Source organism: Paraburkholderia sp. RL18-101-BIB-B, from assembly GCF_046026985.1.
In the GTDB taxonomy this organism is placed as follows: domain Bacteria; phylum Pseudomonadota; class Gammaproteobacteria; order Burkholderiales; family Burkholderiaceae; genus Paraburkholderia.
In genome coordinates this window covers 142911-161607 of sequence record NZ_JARESV010000002.1, presented here as the reverse complement: position 1 = coordinate 161607, position 18697 = coordinate 142911, and the positions used below count along the sequence as shown (strand labels likewise).

15 protein-coding genes are annotated in these 18697 nt (G+C 64.4%); 7 read left to right on the top strand and 8 right to left on the bottom strand.

The annotated features are described in order from the left end of the window. Positions 1-5 precede the first annotated feature (5 nt). From P0D73_RS03690 to P0D73_RS03670, 5 genes are read right to left on the bottom strand one after another with little or no spacing between them, the layout of a single operon-like run. Entirely contained in the window at positions 6-1154 is a 1149-nt protein-coding gene (locus P0D73_RS03690) for an NAD(P)/FAD-dependent oxidoreductase (protein ID WP_408429797.1), read from the bottom strand. Next, on the bottom strand, positions 1151-1948 hold the full coding sequence (locus P0D73_RS03685; RefSeq protein WP_132374704.1) for an ABC transporter permease: 798 nt from the start codon (positions 1946-1948) through the stop codon (positions 1151-1153). The genes P0D73_RS03690 and P0D73_RS03685 overlap by 4 nt, the downstream gene beginning before the upstream one ends. Before the next feature lie 16 nt (positions 1949-1964). Continuing rightward, a complete protein-coding gene (locus P0D73_RS03680) occupies positions 1965-2837 on the bottom strand; it encodes an ABC transporter permease (RefSeq protein WP_408429794.1) in 873 nt (290 codons plus the stop codon). Continuing rightward, entirely contained in the window at positions 2824-3903 is a 1080-nt protein-coding gene (locus P0D73_RS03675; RefSeq protein WP_408429791.1) for an ABC transporter ATP-binding protein, read from the bottom strand. Before P0D73_RS03675 ends, P0D73_RS03680 begins: the two co-directional genes overlap by 14 nt. 57 nt (positions 3904-3960) lie before the next feature. After that, complete coding sequence (locus P0D73_RS03670) at positions 3961-5028, bottom strand: ABC transporter substrate-binding protein (protein WP_408313133.1); 1068 nt, start codon at positions 5026-5028, stop codon at positions 3961-3963. 157 nt (positions 5029-5185) lie between these two features. Here P0D73_RS03670 and P0D73_RS03665 point away from each other — a divergent pair, with 157 nt between their 5' ends. After that, positions 5186-6154, top strand: coding sequence for a LysR substrate-binding domain-containing protein (locus tag P0D73_RS03665; protein WP_132374701.1), 969 nt, complete (start codon positions 5186-5188; stop codon positions 6152-6154). Between the two features lie 201 nt (positions 6155-6355). Then, the gene (locus P0D73_RS03660; RefSeq protein WP_408429788.1) at positions 6356-7036 is read left to right on the top strand and encodes an alpha/beta hydrolase; all 681 of its coding nucleotides are present in this window, start codon (positions 6356-6358) and stop codon (positions 7034-7036) included. Between the two features lie 120 nt (positions 7037-7156). Here P0D73_RS03660 and P0D73_RS03655 read toward each other — a convergent pair whose 3' ends face one another. Next, positions 7157-7444, bottom strand: a complete 288-nt coding sequence (locus P0D73_RS03655) for a hypothetical protein (protein ID WP_106283485.1) — start codon at positions 7442-7444, stop codon at positions 7157-7159. A 451-nt stretch (positions 7445-7895) separates the two neighbouring features. On the opposite strand from P0D73_RS03655, the gene P0D73_RS03650 reads away from it, so the two are divergent. Then, the gene (locus tag P0D73_RS03650; RefSeq protein WP_408429785.1) at positions 7896-11324 is read left to right on the top strand and encodes a DUF2339 domain-containing protein; all 3429 of its coding nucleotides are present in this window, start codon (positions 7896-7898) and stop codon (positions 11322-11324) included. Beyond that, positions 11321-12781, top strand: a complete 1461-nt coding sequence (locus P0D73_RS03645; protein WP_408429782.1) for a DUF3999 domain-containing protein — start codon at positions 11321-11323, stop codon at positions 12779-12781. Before P0D73_RS03650 ends, P0D73_RS03645 begins: the two co-directional genes overlap by 4 nt. Positions 12782-12808: 27 nt before the next feature. Here the strand turns inward: P0D73_RS03645 and P0D73_RS03640 are convergent, their stop codons facing one another. Together P0D73_RS03640 and P0D73_RS03635 are read right to left on the bottom strand one after the other, a co-directional pair. Next, positions 12809-13258, bottom strand: a complete 450-nt coding sequence (locus tag P0D73_RS03640) for a MarR family winged helix-turn-helix transcriptional regulator (protein ID WP_408429779.1) — start codon at positions 13256-13258, stop codon at positions 12809-12811. A 62-nt stretch (positions 13259-13320) separates the two neighbouring features. Then, complete coding sequence (locus P0D73_RS03635) at positions 13321-14466, bottom strand: glycerate kinase (RefSeq protein WP_408429777.1); 1146 nt, start codon at positions 14464-14466, stop codon at positions 13321-13323. Positions 14467-15033: 567 nt separating this feature from the next. Between P0D73_RS03635 and tig the strand changes: the two genes are divergently transcribed. From tig to clpX, 3 genes are all read left to right on the top strand, one after another. Continuing rightward, on the top strand, positions 15034-16380 hold the full coding sequence (gene tig, locus P0D73_RS03630; RefSeq protein ID WP_132374696.1) for a trigger factor: 1347 nt from the start codon (positions 15034-15036) through the stop codon (positions 16378-16380). A 192-nt stretch (positions 16381-16572) separates the two neighbouring features. Beyond that, positions 16573-17226 carry an ATP-dependent Clp endopeptidase proteolytic subunit ClpP gene (clpP, locus tag P0D73_RS03625; protein WP_007182010.1) on the top strand — a complete coding sequence of 218 codons (654 nt, stop codon included), beginning with the start codon at positions 16573-16575 and terminating at the stop codon, positions 17224-17226. A 183-nt stretch (positions 17227-17409) separates the two neighbouring features. After that, on the top strand, positions 17410-18681 hold the full coding sequence (clpX, locus tag P0D73_RS03620; protein WP_007182009.1) for an ATP-dependent Clp protease ATP-binding subunit ClpX: 1272 nt from the start codon (positions 17410-17412) through the stop codon (positions 18679-18681). Positions 18682-18697: the final 16 nt, after the last annotated feature.

The following is an 18697-nucleotide window of genomic DNA, read 5'->3' as shown; positions in this document are numbered from 1 at the left end:
CGAATTCAATGAGCGGGAGTCAGTTCTCCGGCGTGCTCGAAGCGGCGCGCGGAGAAGTGGGGCAGTTCCTCGGGCATCGGCGCGCCCATGATCCACGGCGCGACGCGCAGCGCATGCGCGGCCGCCAGCGTCACGCCGCTATGGCAGGTGACGACGAACGCGCCGGGGTGCCCCTCGGAGTGGTCGTAGATCGGAAAACCGTCGGGGCTATAGACACGCAACGCGGCCCACATGCGCACGAGCCGCACGTGCTGCAACATCGGGAACGCGCGCACGCCGCGCCGGGCGATGTCGGCAAGCACGTGCGTGGTGGTGAAATCGTTGAAGCCGACTTCTTCCATTGAATCGCCGAACTGCACGCTGCCTTCGTCGGTCTGGCGCACGTTGAGCGTCGGATAGTCGAGAAACCGCGCGACACGCTCGCTCACCAGCACCTGTCCGCGATTGGGCGCGACCGGCGCGTCGAGCCCGACGAACGGCGCGAGCGCGCGATTGCCGAGGCCCGCGGCGAGCACGACCCGCGCGGCGCGATAGGTCCCGTGCTTTCCGTGCACGACGAAGCCCTGCGCTTGCGGTTCGATGCGCTCCGCGCGTCCGCCCGACACGAGCCGCACGCCTCGCGCCTGCATGGCGGTATGCAGGCCGCGCAGGAGCTTGAGCGGATTCACGTGACCGTCCATCGGCGAATAGCTCGCGCCGATCACCGCGGGGCCGATTTGCGGAATGCGCGCGCGGACTTCGGTGGCGTCGAGCATCTGATACGGGTAATCGCCCAGTTCGGCTTGCAGCGTCGAGAGGCGCTTGTCGCGTTCAGCGAGTTCGTTGTCGTTGAAGCAGAAGTGAAAGCCGCCGGGTTGACGCAACGCCACGTCCACGCCCGTTTCCTTCAGCAGCGCTTCGGCGAGTCCCGGCCAGCGCGTGGCCGAACTGCTTGACCAGCGTGCATAAGGCGACAGGCCATAGCCCTTGCCCTGAATCCAGACGAGGCCGAAATTGCCGCGCGACGCGCGAAAGCCGCCGTCGTCCTCGTCGAGCACGGTCACGCGCGCGCCCTCGCGGGCAAGGCCGTAGGCCACGGCCGAACCGACGAGGCCGCCGCCCACAACCACCACATCCGCCGGGACGCCGGGGCGGGCGCTACTAGTCAATGTCATCGGGTTTCTCCGATCAGAATGCGATCCAGTCCGACCATGCGGTCGAGCAGGACCATCAGTAGGACCGTGCCGACGATCAGCACCGCCGACACCGAAGCGACCAGCGGATCGATCGTCTGCGCGATCTGGTTGTACATGGCGACGGGCAGCGTGGTCGTGCCGGGCGTCGCGACGAAGATGGTCATGGTCAGTTCGTCGAAACTCTGGATGAACGAGAGCACCCAGCCGCCCGCCACGCCGGTGCGGATCATCGGCAGGACCACGCGGCGAAACGCGGTGAAGCGGCTCGCGCCACAGGAGAGCGCGGCGCGTTCGGCATCGCGGTCGAGCCCGACGGCCGACGACAGCGCGAGCCGCAACGCATACGGCAGCACGATGATGACGTGCGCGCAGACCAGCGACCAGAACGATCCCGACAGATGCAGCAGCGACAGAAAGCGCAGGAACGCGATGCCGAGCACGACTGCGGGAATCATCATCGGCGAGAGGAAGAAACTCGTGAGCGCGGCGCGGCCCGGGAAGCGATAGCGCGCGATCGCCAGCGCGGCGGGCACCGCGAGCAGCACGCCGATGCTCGCCGCCGCGAACGCGAGCCGCACCGACAGCCAGAAGGCCGCCACGATGTCGCCGTTCTCGATGATCGCGCGGAACCAGCGCAGCGACGCGCCATCGAACGGCATCGAGATGAAGCCCTTGTCGGTGAAAGCCACCAGCATCACCACCGCGAGCGGCGCGAGGATGAAGGTCAGAAAGAACGCGTTGTAGACGAGCCCGAGAATGCCGTTCTGTTTCATGATCGCTGTCTCCCGCTCAATCGAAGATGTGCTGGAAGCGGCGCTCGGCGAGGCGGCTGCAACCCATCACGATCGCCACGTTGGCGATCAGCAGCAGCACGGCGATGCTTGCGCCGAGCGGCCAGTTGAGCGTGCCGAGGAACTCGTCGTAGGCGGCGGTGGCGACCACCTTGAGGCGCCGGCCGCCGATCAATGCCGGCGTGGCGAACGCCGATGCCGACAACGCGAACACGATGATCGAGCCCGACAGCACCCCCGGCATGATCTGCGGCAGCACCACGCGGCGGAACACCGCGAACGGCGAGCCGCCGAGCGAGCGGCCGGCCCATTCGACTTGCGGATCGAGCTTCTGCATGGTCGCCCAGACCGACATCACCATGAAGGGCACCAGCACGTGCGTGAGCGCGATGATCATGCCGGTCATCGTGAAGACGAGGCGGATGGGTTCGTCGGTGACGTGCAGGGTCTGGAGCAGGTTGTTCAGCACGCCGTTGTTACCGAGCAGAATCTGCCAGCCGAGCGTGCGCACCACCACGGAGATGAGCAGCGGCCCGAGCACGATCAACAGACACAGCGACTGCCACGGACGCTTCATGCGCGCGAGCACGATGGTGTCCGGCACGCCGAGCACGATGGACAGCAGCGTGACGGCGAAGGCGAGGCCGGCGGTGCGCAGGAAGATCGTGCCGTAGTACGGGTCGCTGACGACTTCCCAGTAGTTCGCGAGCGTATAAGCAGCAGTGACGCCCGCCGTATCGCTGAAGACGCGGAACGACAGCATCAGCGTGAGCAGCAGCGGCACCAGCAACAAGCCGACGAACAGCAGCAGCGCGGGCCCCGACAGCAGCCACGGCGCGGCGCCGGGACGGGCGCCGTCAAGCGTGGCCATGAGCGCTCTCCGGATTGTCTTGCGTGAGCACGCGCAGGTCGTCGTCGGTCCACGCGAGACCGACTTCGTGGCCTTCCTCGGGCGGCGGCGCGCCATGGTTCGGTTGCGCGACGCGCAACTTGCCGAGTTCGGTGTCGACTTCGAGCAGCCATTGATTGCCGACGAAGACACGCGTCGCGATGCGGCCGCGCACGCGCGCATCGCCATTGGCCAGGTGAACCTTTTCTGGGCGGATATAGACGTTCACCGTGCCGTCGACATGGCGGCCTTCGTGCGGCACATGCAGCGTCGTGCCCGCCACGTCGATTTCCGCGCAGCGCGGGTTGCGGCGCAGCACTTCGCCGGAAAACGCGTTGGTGCGCCCGAGAAACGTCGATGCAAACGGCGTGGCGGGACGCTCGTACGCGTCATACGGCGTGCTGAGCTGCGCAATGGCGCCGCGATGCATCACCGCGATGCGGTCGCTCATGGTCATCGCTTCGACCTGATCGTGCGTGACGAGAATCGTCGTGATGCCGAGGCGCTTCTGGATCGCGCGCAATTCGATGTGCATCTCCTCGCGCAGCTTGGCGTCGAGGTTGGACATCGGTTCGTCGAGCAGCAATAGTTCCGGCTGCATCGCGATGGCGCGCGCAATCGCCACACGCTGACGCTGGCCGCCCGACAGTTCCTTCGGATAGCGGTGGCCGAGGCCCTTCAGACGCACGAGCGAGAGCGCTTCGGCGACGCGCTCATCGCGCTCCTGGCGCCTGACCTTGCGCATCTCCAGCCCGAAGCCGACGTTGCCCGCCACCGTCATGTGCGGAAACAGCGCATAGCTCTGGAACACCACGCCGATGCCGCGCTTCTCGGGACGCTCGTTGGTGATGTCGCGGCCATCGAGCAGAATGCGGCCCGTCGTCGGCGTGATGAAGCCCGCGACCATTTGCAGCGTGGTGGTCTTGCCGCAGCCGGAGGGTCCGAGCAAAGACAGCAGTTCGCCGCGTTCGACGGCCAGATCGAGTCGATCGACCGCCGTGAAATCGCCGTAGCGTTTCGAGATGCCTTGCAGAGTCAGGAAGGCCATGCGCCTCGCTCCTTCATCAGATCGCGCGCCGCGCGAGGAACCTGCTGGTGCCGCACTTCAGCGTTCGACCGAACGGTTCCAGCGCTCGGTCCATTCGGTCCGATGCTGGTTGATCGTGGCCCAGTCCATTGCGGTCAGCTTCGAGATCTGCTCGGGACCGTAGGGCACGCGCGCGGCGATCTCAGGCGTGAGCTTGACGGTCTTGTTGACCGGACCCAGACCGATGCCTTGCGCCTGCAGTGCCTGCACTTCCGGGCTCAACAGGTACTGCACGAACTGCTGCGACAACTGCGGCTGCGCGTTCTCCGCGATCGCGCAGGCCGCCACCTGCAACGCGACCGCGCCTTCCTTCGGGTAAATGAACTTGAGCGGGAAGCCGGTGTTCTGCAAGGCGACCGCGCGGCCGCTGCCGTAGGGCGCGAGGATCACGTCGCCGGACTGCATCTGGCCGTCCATCTCGCCGGGCGTCGGCGCCCAGGACAGCACGTTCGGCGCAACTTGTCGGGTCATCGCGGTGAAGCCTGGATCGATGTTCTTCTCGCCTCCGCCGGACAGACGCGCGAGCATCACGAGCGTATGCAGACCATAGGTATTGGTGATCGGCGGCACGCCGAGTTTGCCCTTGATGCGGCTGTCGGTGAGCGCCTTCCACGAGTCGGGCGGCGGCAGGCCGGCCTTTTTGAAGGCCTCCTCGTTATAGCCGATGCCGGTCGCCACCATGCCGACGCCGATCGCGCTCGGCCCCAGCTTCGCGAGCGGGTAGAGATCTTTCATCACGGGCGCGTCGTCGAGCTTCGCGCACAGGTTCAGCTGCATCGCCTGGTACATGGGACCATCGTCCATGACCGCGACGTTGATCTGCTGATGGCCTTTCTGCGCCTGCAGCTTGGCGAGCGTATCGCTCGAATTGCCCGCCACGTAGACGATCTTGACGTTATGCGCCTTCTCGAACGGCGGGATGATTTTCTGCCGGTAGAGCTGCTCGTTCGAGCCGCCGACGTTGGCGACATAGAGCGTCGTTTCGGCCTGCGCGAAGAGCGGAGCGGCGAGGGCGCAGGCGCATAAAAGCGCCGCGAAGGCAGGGTGGGACGGGGCGGACAGGCGGCGATGCAACGCTCTTCTCATGACGACGATCTCCAGTTCCGGTGTGGGGAGGCGGGCTTCGCTGCCCGTCGTTGGAATGCAGTGTCGCGCCGGCTGGTCATGTCGTCCAATACGAATAAAATACCTATCTATGCATGGATGATATGGGTTGCAGGACGTCGTCTAAGGGAGAATACGGATGAATCTCAAGCACATCGAGGCGTTCCGCGCGGTGATGGTGTCGGGGTCGATGACCGCCGCGGCCAAGGCGCTCTTCACGTCGCAGCCGAACGTGAGCCGTCTGATCGCGCAACTCGAACGCGACACGGGGCTGCAACTTTTTCAGCGCAGCGGCGTGCGGCTGATTCCGACGAGCGAGGGCGAAGCGTTCTTTCGCGAAGTCGAACGCGCGTTCGTCGGCTTGCAGGGATTGGCGAATGCCGCGGCGCAGATTCGCAATCTCGGCAGCGGGCGTCTGCGCATCGCGGCGATGCCCTCCGCGGGCATGACGCTGGTGCCGCATGCCATCAAGCGGTTTGTCGAACTGTTTCCGGATGTCACCGTGTCGCTGCACGTGAATACGTCGGGCACGGTCAATCATTGGACGGCGTCGCAGTTTTGCGATCTCGGCGTCGCGGTGTATGTCAGCGAGGCGTCCGATTGCGAGGTCGAACAGCTGGCGGACGTGGCTGCCGTGTGCGTGATGCCGGCGGCGCATCGGCTGGCGGCGAAGCGCAGCATCAAGCCGGAGGATCTGGAAGGCGAGTCGTTCATCTCGCTGTGTCACGGCGACGGCACGCGCGCCTTGATGGACGAAGTGTTCCAGCGCGCGGGCGTGCAGCGTGTCATGGCGATCGAGGCGCAATACACCGCGATGTGCTGCGAGATGGTTCGTCACGGCATGGGCGTGACGCTCGCGCATCCGATCGTCGCGCGCGACTTCGCCGGGCCGGAAATCGCGATTCGCCCATTCCTGCCGGCCACGCGCTTTCAGACCTATCTGCTGTTTCCTCCGCACAGGCCGCGAGAGCGGCTGGCGTCGGCGTTCGTCGAGGTCTTGCGAGCGCTGCACGAGGAACTGCTCGCTGAGGTCGTGGCGCCGGCGCGGAGCGCGGCGGGACGCGGGCGGGCGCGGTCGCGGGCGGAGGCGGGAGGAGACAGGCTTTGAATCGAACAGCCTGCAATTGACAACCGGAGGATCACGGCGCTTTGGAAGAAACAGGAGGCGAGCCGTGCTCGCGCCGTACTTTGATGACTGGGCACGATGACAATCGAGATGACTGGTGTACCTTGTCTAACTTGGCGGTATATCCTCCCTGTACTCATTCCGATCCTCTGAACGTTTTCTGAAACCGAGTAATCGCGATACATGAACGAGCAACCGTCCACCATCGAAATTGAAAGTGCGCCGAATCCCAGGTTCGCCGTGATCCTGATGCACGGTCTCGGCGCCGACGCCAACGACTTCGTGTCGCTCGTGCCCGAACTGCGTCTCGCCGATGCGCCCGCCGTACGCTTCGTATTTCCCAATGCGCCGGAGATTGCCGTTACCGCAAACAACGGCTACGTGATGCGCGCGTGGTATGACATCCGGTCGTTTCAGAGCATCAATGAGCAAGTCGACGAAGCGGGTATCGAATTGTCTTGCGCAACCGTGCGGCATTTGATCGAAGCGCAGAACCGGCGAGGCATTCCGACTTCGAACATCTTTCTCGCGGGTTTTTCGCAAGGCGCGGCGATGACCTATTCAGCGGGGCTGACGCACCCTGAGACACTTGCCGGCTTGATCGTGCTGTCGGGTTATGTGCCGTCGCCGGGCTTTATCGACAGCCGCTTGAGCGCTGCGAACCGTGGCACGCCGATCTTTGCCGCGCATGGCATGTACGACGACGTGTTGCCGATCCAGTTAGGCGAGGCCGCGCGCGACTTTGCGATCACGCGAGGTTGCAAGGTCGACTGGAGCGCGTATCCGATGCCGCATTCAGTGTGCGGGGAGGAGATATCGGCGCTGCGCACCTGGCTCGGCACAATTCTCGCAGCGTCGTCCTGAAGGGTGTAGGCGTTCGACCTTCTCCTTCGCACCGTCTATTCGCAGAAGAAAACCCCGTTGAATCCGTGGACTGACAGGGTTCCGTTTTTCGGCGCTACCGGCGGCGCGGTCTGGCCGGGCTCAGGCGTCCGGCGTTTGCGCAGGCGCTTGCGTGCCCGGCAGGTCCGCTTGCGCGGCGCCTTCGAGAAAGCGGCGGGTCGATTCGAACGCCTGCAGCATCGGCTCGGGCCACGGCGTTTGCAGCATGACCGCCTGATGGTTTTCGAACGCCGACGACAACAGCTTCGCTAGCTCAGGCGAGCGCAGATGACGCAGCAGCACGCTAACCGCAATCGCCGTGGCCTGGCTCGCGCCGGCCGTCTGGAGTTCCGAAGCGGTGAGGGCCGCGACCTGTTTGTTGATGTCCACTGCAACTTCCTTGGATGAGATGTGGGAGATGGATGGCCCGATGGCCGGTGCCGAATTTTGACATGGTTGGCCGCTCGTCGTGAGCAGCCGGCGGTGCGAGTCTATATTGACGACCTCACGCAGGCCGAGCGTTACCCGTATGAGATGCTTTCCGGTAATGGCCATTGCCACAGTTTGCTAATTCGCCGGCTGAATTAATCGGGGTATTCGCTAGCGCGGCTTGCGCGGCTGCGGGAATCAATTCGCTGGGTATCAATGGCGGAATGTCGTAGGAAAAATCATTAAGCATCGTTGCATATTCGCTATTCACCGCGTTGTTGGCTCGAAAGCGCGATTTGCATGGTATTCTGCGCGCCGATTTTCGCCGTATCGTTGACGTAATACTCGCGGATTAATCCGTGCGTGACCAAACAGATCTCGCTACAGAACACAATAAGAAGGTGGGGGTGCGATGAGCGTGATATTGACCGTGCTTGGCGCGGTGGTCGGCATGCTGGCCGCCTTGTCGAACGATTTTTCGATCAGCCTCGGTGCACTGCTGGGCGCCGTGGCCGGTTTCGCGTTTTCGCGTCTGCTGCAAAAGAAGTCGTCGGGTGCCGCGACGGAATCTGCTGCCAAAGCGGCCGCGACTGATAGCTGGAATTCTCCGGGTGAACTGGTGGCGCGCGTCGAGCGGCTCGAACGCGAGATCGTCGTGTTGCGCGGCGAGATTCGTCAGTGGCGTGCGGGCGGCGTCGAGGGCGCTACGGATACCACTACGCAGGCCGCCGATAGTGCGGCGTTCAAGCCGCGGCCAGCGGACGCCGCGTCGAGTCCTTACGCGATCCCGCCTGCAAATGAGCAGACGGCACGTCCGCAGCCTGCGGTGCTGACGATGCAACTCGCTGCCGCGCGCTCACCGACAAGCGCCGAAGCCAGCGTGCCGGCCTCCCAGAGTGCGGCGCGCACAGCCGGCGCACCCGGCACTCCAAGCACTCCAGGGGCACCAGGGGCACGAGGCGCACCAGGCGCCACACCGGCCACCTCAACCGCACCGCTGGTTTCAGCCCAGCCGACAACGTCAGCGCCGCTGCCTCCCGTACCCCCTTCACCACCCGCGCCCCCGCGTGGCCCCGGTCTCACCGAACGTCTCTTCAAAGCGGGCCGCGACTGGCTTCTAGGTGGCAACACGGTCGTGCGCGTCGGCATCATCGTGCTGTTTTTTGGCATTGCCTTCCTGCTCAAATACGCCGCCGACAACAGCCTGCTGCCGATCGAATTCCGCCTCGCCGGTGTAGCGCTCGCCGCGACGGCCTTGCTCGTGCTCGGCTGGCGTATCGGCGAGCGACGCGGCGCGTACGGTCTGATCCTGCAAGGCGGCGGCGTTGGCGCGCTGTATCTGACCGTGTTCGCGGCCACGAGGCTTTACCACTTGCTACCGGCGGGCGCGGCCTTGCCGCTGATGGTCGCGATCTGCGCGCTCAGCGCGTTTCTGGCGGTGCGGCAGAACGCTTCGTCGCTGGCCTTCATGGGCAGCGCGGGCGGTTTTCTCGCGCCGGTGTTGCTGTCGACGGGCGGCGGCAGTCATGTGATGCTGTTCAGCTACTACGCGCTGCTCAACGCGGGCATCTTCGCGATCGCCTGGTTCAAGGCGTGGCGCCCGTTGAATCTGCTCGGCTTCGTATTCACGTTTTCGATCGGCGCCGCGTGGGGCGTGATGGCCTACCGCCCCGAGCTGCTCGCGAGCACCGAGCCGTTCCTGATTCTGTTTTTCCTGATGTACGTCGGCATCGCGCTGCTCTACGCGGTACGGCGCGAAATCGCGCTCAAGCATTACGTCGACGGCACGCTGGTGTTCGGTACGCCGCTGGTGGCGATCGGCCTGCAAGCCGCGCTGATGAAGAACACCGAATTCGGCCTGGCGTGGAGCGCGGTGGCGCTGGCCGCGTTCTATCTTGCGATCGCGGGCTGGCTCTCGCGGCGCCGCGAACGCCTCGGCATGATGTTCGAGGCGATGCTCGCGCTGGCGGTGATCTTCGCCACGCTCGCCGTGCCGCTCGCATTCACCGGACCGACGACGAGCGCGACCTGGGCCATCGAAGGCGCGGCGATCACCTGGCTCGCCGTGCGTCAGCGGCGCCTGAGCGCGTTTGCCTTCGGCCTGCTGTTGCAACTGGCGGCGGCGGGCGCCTACGCGATCGGCACGATCACGCAGAGCCCTGACGCGAGCGTCTGGCCGGTCCTGAACGGCGCCTACATCGCGTCCGTGCTGATCGCGCTCGCGGGCATCTTCACGGGATGGCGTTTGCACGGCCGCAGCGAAGCAGGCGAGTGGCACCCGTGGATGCCGCAGATCGGTCTCGTCGCCAGCGTGTGGGGTTTGTTGTGGTGGACCTTCGGTGGCCTGTACGAAATCCATGCGTACACGAGCGCTCATCCTGGCTACGGCCACGCCCGCTTCGACACCGCGGCCGTCGCGCTCTTCGCCGTGCTGACGGCGTGGCTCGCTCACGGCGCGCGCCGCGCGCTGCGCTGGCCGCTTGCCGAATTGCCGGCGCTGGCGCTCGTGCCGGTCCTCGCGCTGCTGACTGCGGAGCTTTTCACGTTGGGCATGGCGCCCGTGAGCGGCTACGGCTGGCTGGTCTGCGCGCTCGCAGCGCTCTCGGCGTATGCGTTGTTGTGGCGTCAGCAGCGCGACGTCAGCGATATCCTGCTCGCGCCGCTGCATACGCTGATGTTCTGGACGGCCGGCGCGCTTGCCGCGCTCGAAGGCTACTGGGGATTGCGGGCCTACGTGCCCGAAGGCGCGTGGAGCTGGAGCGCGTGGGCGTACGGCTTCGGCGTGGTGCTGCTGTTGCTGGCGGGCGCCGGCCATCGTCTGCGCTGGCCGGTCGCGCGCTTCATGCAGGCGTATCAGGTGTGGGCCGCGGCGCCGCTCGCCGGCCTGCTGTGGGCGTGGAGTATCGCGAGCGTGACGAGCGACGGCAGCGCCGCGCCGCTCGTGTGGTTGCCGATCCTCAATCCGCTCGACGTCGCGCAGATCCTCGTGTTCGTCGCCTGCGCGGTATGGCTGCGCAGACTACGCGCATTGGGTGTGCAATGGCATCCGCGCGCCTTCGATTACCTGGTGCTCGCCACGCTGTTTCTATGGTTCAACGCGCTGCTTTTGCGCACGCTGCATCATCACTTTCACGCGGCGTACGATGTCGATGCGGTGCTCGCGTCGTTCAGTCTGCAGCAGCTGTTTCTGGTCGGCTGGAGCGCGTTTGCTTTTGCCGGGTTGTGGCTCGCGCGCCGCGACAGTATCGTGCGGCTGTGTGCGATCGCCTCGACGCCGCTCGTGCTGGTGATGTGGATATGGACGTTCTTTGCGAACCTGACGCAGGACGGCGGCACATGGGCGCGTCTGCCGTTGCTCAATCCGCTCGACCTGGTGCAGGCGCTGATATTCGCGCTGGCGGCGTTCTGGCTCGTGCGGATTCACCGGCTCGGCGTGCCGATCGGCGAATATCGCGTGCCGTTGCAGGTGGCGGCCGGCGCGACCGGATTCTTCTGGCTGAACGCCATGCTGCTGCGTACGCTGCATCATTGGACGGGAGTGCCGTACCAGCTCGAGACCATGTCACACTCGATGCTCGTGCAGGCGTCAATATCGGTATTCTGGACCGTGTGCGCGCTTGCCATGATGATCTGGGCGACGCGCCGCGCGAGCCGGATCTTCTGGTTCATCGGCGGCGCGCTGCTGGCGGTGACCGTGGTCAAGCTGTTCCTGTTCGACCTGTCTCACGTGACCGGAATCGAGCGGATCGTTTCGTTTATCGGCATCGGGTTGATGTTGTTGCTGATCGGCTACTTCTCGCCGTTACCGCCTAAGGCTCTGGTCGTGGAAACTAAGCAATGAAGCGTGTCTTTACATTGACCGGCTGGTGTTTTGCGATCGTGGCGACGTGGGCGTCCGCGCCCGCGGTCGCGGCCGACGACTTCGCGCAGCATTTTGCGCTGCAACTCGACGAGGGCGCCGCGTACTACAGCGTGACGTTGCCGGCAACTGTCTACGCGGCAAGCCAGCGTCACGATCTCGGCGACGTGCGCGTCTTCAACGGCACCGGCGAACCCGTGCCGTACTCACTCGATGCGCCACGCGAGCCTGCCCGCACGCCGCCCACGCTGCGTCCGGTGCGATGGTTTCCGTTGCCGCCCGCGGCCTCCGGCAGTTCCGGCGCGCCGCTCGGCGTGACGATCGCCGCTGACGGTTCGCTGCGCGCGACCTCGGCTCCGCCCTCCCGCGCGCAACACGACACCGACCTGATCGACCTCGGACGCGCGTCGCGTACGAGCCGCGTGAGCGCGTTGCTCGTGCACCTGCGCGACGACAATTACCAGGGGCGCGTCACGGTCGAAGCGAGCGACGACTTGCGGCACTGGCAACCCGCCGGCGATGCGCAACTTCTCAAGGTCAGCTACAACGGCAGCACGCTGAGTCAGGACCGGATCGAACTGGACGGCATGCGGGCGCGTTACCTGCGTTTGCGCTGGCTCGACGGCGCGCCGTATGTCGAGTCGTTGGACATGGAGATACAGGCGCTGGCCGCCGACGCCGCGCAACGCGCCGAGCGGACGTGGCGCGACGGCATTGTCGCGCACGCGGGGCCGAAACCCGGCGAGTATTTCTTCAGCACCGGCGGCCCGTATCCCATCGACCGGTTGCGCCTGAATCTGCCTCAGCCGAATACCGTTGCGCCTGCGGTCGTCTACTCGCGAGCGGGGCTGGATACGCCGTGGCGCGAAGTCGCGGGCGCGACATTGTTCCGCCTGCACAACGGCGACGTGGAGCAAAGCAATCCTTCGCTCGAATTGACGCCCGACACGGATCGTCAATGGCGCGTGGTGGTCGACCCGCGCAACGGCGGACTCGGCAGCGGCACACTGACCATTGCCGCGGGCTGGCGTCCGGCGACGCTGACGTTCGTCGCGCGTGGGACCGCGCCGTTCACGTTGGCGGTGGGTAGCGCGACGACGGTGTCCTCGGCGGTGACCCGCGACGAGCTGTTGATGGGTGCCTCAGCGGTCCCCGCGACGGCGCGCCTGGGTGATGCGCTGTCACCGGAGCAGGCCGCGAGGGCGCAATCCGCGAAGGATCCGGATGCGATGCGCCGCTACTTGCTATGGGCGGCGCTGCTACTGGCAGTCGGTTCGCTCGCGGCGATCGCGTGGCGGCTCGCGCGCGGTACTCATGCGCAGGCGGGCGTTACGCCCGTTGGCGTACCTGGCGCGTCGGAAGGGTCCGGGGTAGCGGGCGCGGCGGCTAGCGATCCCGGCGCGGGCGACGCGAACGGGCAGGACGAGCGCAAAGGCTGAATTCAGCGCCCGCATGCGGCGCGCAGGTCACTCCTCGCGCGCTGTCATGGTGCCGATGATCTTGTCGAGCGCGTCGCCGAAGGCGAGCTTCTCCTGCTCGTCGAGACAGTCGAACATATCGCCGTTCCATTTGCGCGCGATCGGCATCACCTTCCGATACAGCGCGCGGCCCTCGGGAGTGAGCGACACCAGCACGACGCGGCCGTCTTCGGCGCTCGCGTCGCGTTTCACGAGTCCCTGCTTGATCAACGCTTCGGCGGCGCGGCTTGCCTGGCTTTTGTCGAGATTGGCATGCCTTGCCAGTTCCATGATCGAGAACGGCCCGAACGATCCCACCGACGCGATCACGCGTGCTTCAGGCAAGGTCACGCCGAGCTTGTTCTGATAGCGTTCGCTGATGCCGCGTTCGGCGAGTTTGTTGAGGACATGCAGACGGTACGTCAGGAACTGTTCGAGCCCGGCTTTGGCGTCCTTCATGGTCTTCCCGTAGTGTGTGAGCGGTCGCGGCGCTGTGATTGTTGCCGCAACCGTCTTGCCGGTCAACGCGTGCCGTATTTCAGGCGCGTCAACTGTTCGGCTTCGTCCGCCAAGAGGCGCGCCGCGTCGCGGATCGCGACTTCGAGCGTGATCGGTCCAGGCGCCGGCGAGAAGCAGCCGCTGAAATATTCGGCGAGGCGCGGCAAGGCAGCGGAGTCGACGCCACCTGAGAGGAGCGTGGCCGGCACACCGGCAGCCTGTGCGTGACGGCAGGCGATGAAGGGTGCCTTGCCGTGCAGCGTTTGCACATCGGAACGGCCTTCGCCGGTGATCAGCCAGTCCGCGCCTTCGAGCGCGGCGTCCAGCCCGATTTGTCGCGCGACGGTTTCCGCGCCCGGTTCGAACTGCGCGCCAAGCATATGCAGCGCGAAGCCGAGGCCGCCGGCCGCGCCCGCGCCGGGCAGTTCGCGCGCCGTGCGGCCGAGCGCCGGTTCGAGCAGATCGGCGAAACGGGCCAGCGCTGCGTCGAGCGCGGCCACCTGGTCCGGTTTCACGCCCTTTTGCGGACCGAACACCGCGGTGGCGCCGTGATCGCCGGTAAGCGGATTGTCCACGTCCGACATGCCGACGAAGTGCGTGTCGGCGAGACGCGCGTCGAGTTGCGACACGTCCACTCGCGCGAGACGGGCGAGCTGTTCCGGCGTGGCGTCGAGTTCATTGTCCTGGGCGTCGAACAGCTTGAGGCCGAGGCCGGCCAGAAGGCCCGCGCCACCGTCGTTCGTGCTGCTGCCGCCAAGCGCGACGAAAAAGCGCCGCACGCCGGCGTCCATCAGCGCGCGAATCGCCTCGCCCATGCCGCGCGTGCTGCGCGCCTCGACGGGCACGCCCATTCCCACCGGGTCCGTAATGCCGACGACCTCCGCCGTTTCGATGATCGCGCTGCCGTCGGCGAGCAGACCCGTGAGCGCGTCGCGCACCGGACCGGCCGCGCCGCGCACGCTCAGCGTGCGGCGTTCGCCGCCGCTCGTGAGCATGGCGTCGAGCGTGCCTTCGCCGCCGTCGGCCATCGGGCAGATGCGCACGTCCGCGTCAGGACGGGCGCGCTGGATGCCAGCTGCGATCGCTTGCGCGACCTGTTCCGCGCTGAGCGAGCCTTTGAAGGAATCGGGAGCAATGACGACGACGGGCGAGGACGGCGAATTCGGCATGGTGTCTCTGAATGGTTGGAATCGTTGCGAGGGCGGGTGAAATGTCGGGATGCGCGCGCAGCCCCGAGCGCGTCCATTAGCTTATCAGCATGGGCGCGCCGACTGAATATGTCGAATGGCATAGCCGGCATTGACAGCGTCAGCGCGCGCACGCGCGGCGCGTGCTTTTGCTTTGCTCTTGCTTTTGTCCGCGCCGGGTGATGGAAGCGAAGCTGTCGGGAAAAATTGTGCAGACAGGCGCGGCGTAGTGGTGGCGCGGCACCCCTGCCGCACTGGAACAGTGCGCAAACGGGCCTGAAACAGCGCGGAAAGCGGCCGGAATCCGAGCAAAATCGCGATAAAAACGCGCCCATTCATCGAATCCCGGCTAGGCGCGCAAATAGTTTGCTAAAATATTCGGCTCTTTGGACCCAACCGTGCTGCCGGCGGCCTGCAAGCCCGCGGCGCAGGCGCGCAATCGAGGCGAAGCGATCAACACGCGACCAAAAACGCGAGATCGCGCGACATCGACAAGCGGCACGGAGAAGATAACTGATTCGCTCGAATAATTTTAGGACGATTGAAGCCATGGCTAACGTTGTTGAAAACCTCGGCAAGCTCGAACGCCGCGTAACGATTTCCCTGCCGAAGGACGCCGTGCAGAAGGAAGTGGACTCGCGTATCCGTCAACTCGCGAAGAACGTGCGCATGCCGGGTTTCCGCCCGGGCAAGGTGCCGCTCAAGATGGTGACGCAACAGTATTCGGGCCAGGTGGAAGCCGAAGTGCTGAGCGACAAGGTCGGCAAGGAATTTTTCGACATCAGCCGCGCCGAAAACCTGCGCGTCGCCGGTCAGCCGAGCTTCGCGCCGAAGGCCGAGGCCACTGAAGGCGACTACGCGTTCGACGCGACCTTCGAGGTGTATCCGGAAGTGAAGCTGGGCGACGTCGCCACGGCTGAAATCGAGCGCACCACGACCAGCATCAGCGAAGCGGAAATCGACCGCACGCTGGACATCCTGCGCAAGCAGCGCGTGCACTTCCACGCTCGCGGCGAAGCCGGCGAGCACGGTGATGGCGGCGGCGACACGGCAGCGAAAGAAGGCGATCGCGTGACGGTCGACTTCGTCGGCAAGATCGAAGGTGAAGTGTTCCAGGGCGGCAGCGCAGACGACTTCGCGTTCGTGCTGGGCGAAGGCCGCATGCTGCCGGAATTCGAAAAGGCAGCCACGGGCCTGAAGGTCGGCGAGTCGAAGGAATTCGATCTGGCGTTCCCTGAGGACTATCACGGCAAGGACGTCGCCGGTAAGACCGCGCAATTCACGATCGCGATGAAGAAGATCGAGTGGCCGCATCTGCCGGAAATCGACGCTGAATTCGCCAAGTCGCTCGGCATCGAAGACGGTGACCTGACCAAGATGCGCGCCGAGATCAAAGACAATCTCGAGCGCGAAGCGAAGCGCCGCACGCAAGCCATCGTCAAGAACCAGGTGATGGACGCGCTGCTGAAGATTTCCGAACTGGACGTGCCGAATGCGCTGATCGAACAGGATCAGGAACGCCTCGTCGCGATGGCGCGTCAGGATCTGGAGCAACGCGGCGTGCCGAACGCCAAAGATGCGCCGATCCCGGCTGCCATGTTCAAGGAACAGGCTGAGCGCCGCGTCAAGCTGGGCCTCGTGCTGGCCGAGCTGGTCAAGGCCAACGAACTGCAAGCCAAGCCGGAGCAGATTCGCGCCGAAGTGGACGAGTTCGCGAAAAGCTACGAAGACCCGAAGGAAGTCGTCCGCTGGTATTATTCCAACCAGCAACGTCTTGCCGAAATGGAAGCGTACGTCGTTGAGGCCAACGTCGTCGATTTCGTCCTCAGCAAGGCCAAGGTGACGGACAAGGAAGTGAGCTTCGAAGAACTGGCAAGCGCAACGGCGCAAGCGTAAGCGTCGCTGCAACGGCGTGCCGGCTGTCGGAGCGACGGCCCGCACGCCGTTTTTTTGTGCTGTGAATGTGTATTGCGTTTTTGCTTCGTGTTGCGCGGCGCACATGCACTGATCGCGCACTTGAATACGGGGTTGTCGACCACACCTGTCCAGCATCTAATAGTTAGAATATTTCAGACAAGGATCCACTGCATGACCTTTCGCGCTCAAATGCTGGACACGTTGACCTCCCAGTCGTCGCGGGATCTCGAAGCGCAGGCGCTCGGACTGGTGCCGATCGTCGTGGAAACGAGCGGCCGGGGCGAGCGCTCGTATGACATCTACTCCCGTCTGCTCAAGGAACGCATTGTGTTCCTGGTCGGTGAAGTGAACGACCAGACGGCCAATCTCGTCGTCGCGCAGATGCTGTTCCTCGAAAGCGAGAATCCGGACAAGGACATCAGTTTCTACATCAACAGCCCGGGTGGCTCGGTTTCCGCCGGCATGGCGATTTATGACACGATGCAGTTCATCAAGCCGGACGTCTCCACGCTGTGCATGGGTCTCGCAGCCAGCATGGGCGCATTCCTGCTGGCGGCCGGCGCGAAAGGCAAGCGTTTTGCTCTGCCGAATTCGCGCGTGATGATTCACCAGCCGCTCGGCGGCGCGCGTGGTCAGGCGTCGGACATCGAAATTCAGGCGCGCGAAATCCTGTATTTGAAGGAACGGCTGAATCATCTGCTCGCGCATCACACCGGCCAGCCGGTCGAGCGTATCGCGCGCGACACCGACCGTGACAACTTCATGTCCGGCGACGACGCGCAAGCTTACGGCCTCGTCGACCAGGTGGCGCACAAGCGTCCCTGAAATGGTGCGTTTTTGCCCCGAATTGGGGCAAAAACGTCGCCGGATCGGTTGTGAAATAATCAAATTTCGTCCGAGTGCCTGCGGCAAACGCCGTCACCTTGGCTCAAGCCCGGCCCCGCCCAAACTGCGAGGCCAGGGCAAACGGCGTATCATGTAATCGAGTGTCCGGAGGCTCACACATCTATGGCGGACAAGAAAGGTTCTAACAGCGAAAAGCTGTTGTATTGCTCGTTTTGCGGCAAGAGCCAGCATGAGGTCAAAAAACTGATTGCCGGCCCGTCGGTGTTCATCTGTGATGAATGTATCGACCTGTGCAACGAAATCATCCGTGATGAGGCTGCAGGTGCGGGCATCGAGGCGGGCTTGTCGAAGTCCGATCTACCGAGTCCGCAGGAAATCCGTGAAATCCTCGACCAGTATGTGATCGGTCAGGAACGCGCGAAGAAAATTCTCGCGGTCGCGGTGTACAACCACTACAAGCGTCTCAAGCATCTCGACAAGAAGGATGAGATCGAGCTGTCCAAGAGCAACATCCTGCTGATCGGCCCGACCGGTTCCGGCAAGACGCTGCTCGCGCAGACCCTCGCGCGCCTTCTGAACGTTCCGTTCGTGATTGCCGATGCAACCACGCTGACGGAAGCCGGCTATGTCGGTGAAGACGTCGAGAACATCATTCAGAAGCTGCTGCAAAACTGCAATTACGAAGTCGACAAGGCCCAGCGCGGCATTGTCTACATCGACGAAATCGATAAGATCAGCCGCAAGTCCGACAACCCGTCGATCACCCGCGATGTGTCGGGCGAAGGCGTGCAACAGGCTTTGCTGAAACTGGTCGAGGGTACGATGGCGTCGGTGCCGCCGCAAGGCGGCCGTAAGCACCCGAATCAGGACTTCATCCAGGTCGACACCACCAACATTCTGTTCATTTGCGGCGGCGCGTTTGACGGCCTCGAAAAGGTCATCGTCGATCGTACCGAGAAGACCGGTATTGGCTTCGGCGCAAGCGTGAAGAGCAAGCAGGATCGCGACGCCGGCGAAGTGCTGCGCGAAGTGGAACCGGAGGATCTGATCAAATTCGGCCTCATTCCCGAACTGATCGGCCGTCTGCCGGTGGTCGCCACGCTCGGCAAGCTCGACGAAGTGGCGTTGATGAAAATTCTCGTCGAACCGAAGAATGCACTGGTGAAGCAGTACCACAAGCTGTTCAACATGGAACGCGTCGAGCTCGAAATTCGCCCGGCCGCGTTGCAAGCTGTCGCGCGTAAGGCAATTCGTCGCAAGACGGGTGCGCGTGGTCTGCGCTCCATCCTGGAACAGGCGTTGCTTGATGTGATGTACGACCTGCCGCAAATGAAAGGCGTTAGCAAGGTCATCATCGACGACAACGTGATTGACGGCGACGGCAAACCGCTACTGATCTACGAAGACGCGCCCAAAGTGGCGGGTTCGAACTGATCGGCTTTCGGGTTCT

Excerpts from the sequence above, each read along its gene's own strand:
- P0D73_RS03680 (WP_408429794.1), bottom strand. The coding sequence starts at position 2,837 with ATGGCCACGCTTGACGGCGCCCGTCCCGGCGCCGCGCCGTGGCTGCTG.
- clpP (WP_007182010.1), top strand. The coding sequence starts at position 16,573 with ATGACCTTTCGCGCTCAAATGCTGGACACGTTGACCTCCCAGTCGTCG.
- P0D73_RS03650 (WP_408429785.1), top strand. The coding sequence starts at position 7,896 with ATGAGCGTGATATTGACCGTGCTTGGCGCGGTGGTCGGCATGCTGGCC.
- tig (WP_132374696.1), top strand. The coding sequence starts at position 15,034 with ATGGCTAACGTTGTTGAAAACCTCGGCAAGCTCGAACGCCGCGTAACG.
- P0D73_RS03685 (WP_132374704.1), bottom strand. The coding sequence starts at position 1,948 with ATGAAACAGAACGGCATTCTCGGGCTCGTCTACAACGCGTTCTTTCTG.
- clpX (WP_007182009.1), top strand. The coding sequence starts at position 17,410 with ATGGCGGACAAGAAAGGTTCTAACAGCGAAAAGCTGTTGTATTGCTCG.
- P0D73_RS03675 (WP_408429791.1), bottom strand. The coding sequence starts at position 3,903 with ATGGCCTTCCTGACTCTGCAAGGCATCTCGAAACGCTACGGCGATTTC.
- P0D73_RS03665 (WP_132374701.1), top strand. The coding sequence starts at position 5,186 with ATGAATCTCAAGCACATCGAGGCGTTCCGCGCGGTGATGGTGTCGGGG.
- P0D73_RS03635 (WP_408429777.1), bottom strand. The coding sequence starts at position 14,466 with ATGCCGAATTCGCCGTCCTCGCCCGTCGTCGTCATTGCTCCCGATTCC.
- P0D73_RS03690 (WP_408429797.1), bottom strand. The coding sequence starts at position 1,154 with ATGACATTGACTAGTAGCGCCCGCCCCGGCGTCCCGGCGGATGTGGTG.
- P0D73_RS03645 (WP_408429782.1), top strand. The coding sequence starts at position 11,321 with ATGAAGCGTGTCTTTACATTGACCGGCTGGTGTTTTGCGATCGTGGCG.
- P0D73_RS03660 (WP_408429788.1), top strand. The coding sequence starts at position 6,356 with ATGAACGAGCAACCGTCCACCATCGAAATTGAAAGTGCGCCGAATCCC.
- P0D73_RS03670 (WP_408313133.1), bottom strand. The coding sequence starts at position 5,028 with ATGAGAAGAGCGTTGCATCGCCGCCTGTCCGCCCCGTCCCACCCTGCC.
- P0D73_RS03640 (WP_408429779.1), bottom strand. The coding sequence starts at position 13,258 with ATGAAGGACGCCAAAGCCGGGCTCGAACAGTTCCTGACGTACCGTCTG.